The organism is Robiginitalea sp. (assembly GCF_049588695.1).
Classification (GTDB): domain Bacteria; phylum Bacteroidota; class Bacteroidia; order Flavobacteriales; family Flavobacteriaceae; genus Robiginitalea.
Map to the genome: position 1 here is coordinate 1 of NZ_JBAVZJ010000639.1, position 2205 is coordinate 2205.

Here is a 2205-nt window from a genome sequence, read left to right on the forward strand (position 1 = left end):
GGGTAATACCATTTTCAATTCCTTATTGCCTTCAAAAAGGGTGCCTTCCCGCTGCTCCTTTTTGATCTGTAGTTTTACCGGTGTCAGGAAGCAGTTTTCCTGTCTCCAGTTTCCACGGGCCCGAACCTGGACTTCCAGAGAGTCCCAAGTGCCATCTTCCTGTTGGTAGGAGAGCACGCAATCGAGAAAAGTACTGTCATTGGTTTGTTTCCGCATATCCCTGTCGGAGTACTTCCATTTTACGGAAACCGGTGTTTCATTTTGAAAAAGCAGGTTGGGTTCGTTGAACTCCAGGCCGGCTAAAGCCTCTTGTGCAGAAATTATTCCGCCGAAAATAAAAAAGAACAGGCTAAAGAATGCAAAGGTTTGATTTTTCACTATCATGGTGGTTGAGTTAAAGTCTTAAGGTACTAAAATTTCGAACATTAAACTATACACTTCAATAATTAACCGGAAGACGTATATCACCTTGGCGATATCGGTTATTGTGACCTATATTTCCATTCATTTCAACCTGGGGTATAATCTGGATTTGACCCTCCTCAGTATTGCCATTATTTTCCCTTTGGTTTTTAATATCCGCGGAGCTTTCCGGCGACGTGAAAAAGCACTTCAATACCTGAGCAAGTACCGGTCTGCCCTGGTGACGATCAGTTTTTATCTTAAGACCAGCACAGTTATGTCTGAGGAGGACAAGAAGAGAACACTCGACGTACTGGAACGGATCAGTGATGAAACAGTCAGACACCTTAGAGACAATAAGGAAAACGTGGAGGCGGTAGACGAGGCCATCCATGATTTTCACTCCCATATTATAGAACTGGAGGAATTTATTCCGAATAAGATCAAGGACCGCGTTTTCAGGTACATGAATGACATGCAGGAGGGCTTCGAGAATGTATTCGCCATTAACATCCACAGGACGCCGCGGGCACTGAAGGCGTACTGCCTGATTTTCATTTATATTTTCCCCCTCATTTATGCCCCTACCATCATTTATAATATTGGGGCAACCCACAGTGATATTGTGGTATACTTTGTTGTTGTGGTCACTGAGTTTATTCTCATCGCGCTATACAATATTCAGGATCACATGGAATACCCCTTCGACGATATTGGAGTGGATGACATCAAACTGGAGAACTTCCAGTTGCATCGAAAGGAGTATTCTACAAGGGTTTGACCATCCTGTAATCGTCCATGACGAAACCCCCTCCGATATCTGTAATTTCCCCTCCCTTTTTTGAGAAACCCATTCGGGTATACGTATTAATAGACTGATCGTTATATTTATTTACAGTTAAGGCGATCTCAGCACATTCCATGTTCCGGGCTGAATTTTCCACAAAAGCCATCGCCGTCCTTCCATATCCCATGCCTCTTTTTGATTCCAATAGGTATATTTTACTTAAAAATAGGGATACAGCCCTTTTTTCAAACGCGAGATACCCCAGATCGAGGTCCTCTTGCTGAATCAGAAAATAGAATACTCCTTCAGCGAGTTGCTTTTCAATGGCAGGAGCAGATTGAAAGTGCTCCAGCATATAGTCTACCTGAGGCTTGCCGATAATGGGTATGTAGTGTTCTTTCCAGATAATGCCGGCCAGTTCTGCTACCCTGGCAACCTCGTGTGGGGTCTTCACAGCTGTAAAAATAACTTCTGCAGGCATCCTTCGATTTCTTTGGTGTCCGGCGAAATACGCTTCAGGCACAAAGTACAAAACACCCGCGGAATTTGAGAATTTTGAAATACAGGACACCGTTTATTTTTTTTACATTTAAAGACAATTCAGAAAACATGAAGCAATGAACAGTACGATAAGGAAGGGAATATTTATTCTATTATGCGGCCTTTTAAGCACTCCTGTTGCGCATTCTCAGGACCTGGCCAGCTCAACAGCAATCGGAAAATGGGATTTAGAAGTGCTGTACGGGGAGGTTTGGTTGCCTTCCTGGCTCGAGGTTAAACTATCCGGGAATAAAGCACTGGTGGGATACTTTGTTGCCGATGGGGGCAGTGCCCGTCCTATTTCTGAAATACACGACAAGGAGGGAATGATCAGTTTCAGTATACCGCCCCAGTGGTCCGGATACCACAATATGCAATTTACAGGACAAGTCAGGAGGGATACCCTGGAGGGAACGCTACTGGATCATATGGGGGTGGCCCGTAAATTCCTGGGAACGCATGCCCCGACTTTACTC

The 2205-nt window shown here is 44.3% G+C and carries 2 protein-coding genes and 2 pseudogenes; 2 read left to right on the plus strand and 2 right to left on the minus strand.

Annotated elements, in window-relative coordinates; translation table 11 throughout:
* Window positions 1–384: pseudogene (locus WBV75_RS14600) on the minus strand (hypothetical protein); the annotation flags it as partial.
* A gap of 103 nt (window positions 385–487) precedes the next feature.
* Here WBV75_RS14600 and WBV75_RS14605 point away from each other — a divergent pair.
* A complete protein-coding gene (locus tag WBV75_RS14605; protein WP_424121315.1) occupies window positions 488–1183 on the plus strand; it encodes a hypothetical protein in 696 nt (231 codons plus the stop codon).
* Here the strand turns inward: WBV75_RS14605 and WBV75_RS14610 are convergent.
* Window positions 1170–1670 carry a GNAT family N-acetyltransferase gene (locus WBV75_RS14610; protein ID WP_424121316.1) on the minus strand — a complete coding sequence of 167 codons (501 nt, stop codon included), beginning with the start codon at window positions 1668–1670 and terminating at the stop codon, window positions 1170–1172. The two genes, WBV75_RS14605 and WBV75_RS14610, sit on opposite strands and share 14 nt — an antisense overlap.
* A 136-nt stretch (window positions 1671–1806) precedes the next feature.
* Here WBV75_RS14610 and WBV75_RS14615 point away from each other — a divergent pair.
* Window positions 1807–2205 (plus strand): annotated as a pseudogene (locus WBV75_RS14615) (DUF1080 domain-containing protein); the annotation flags it as partial.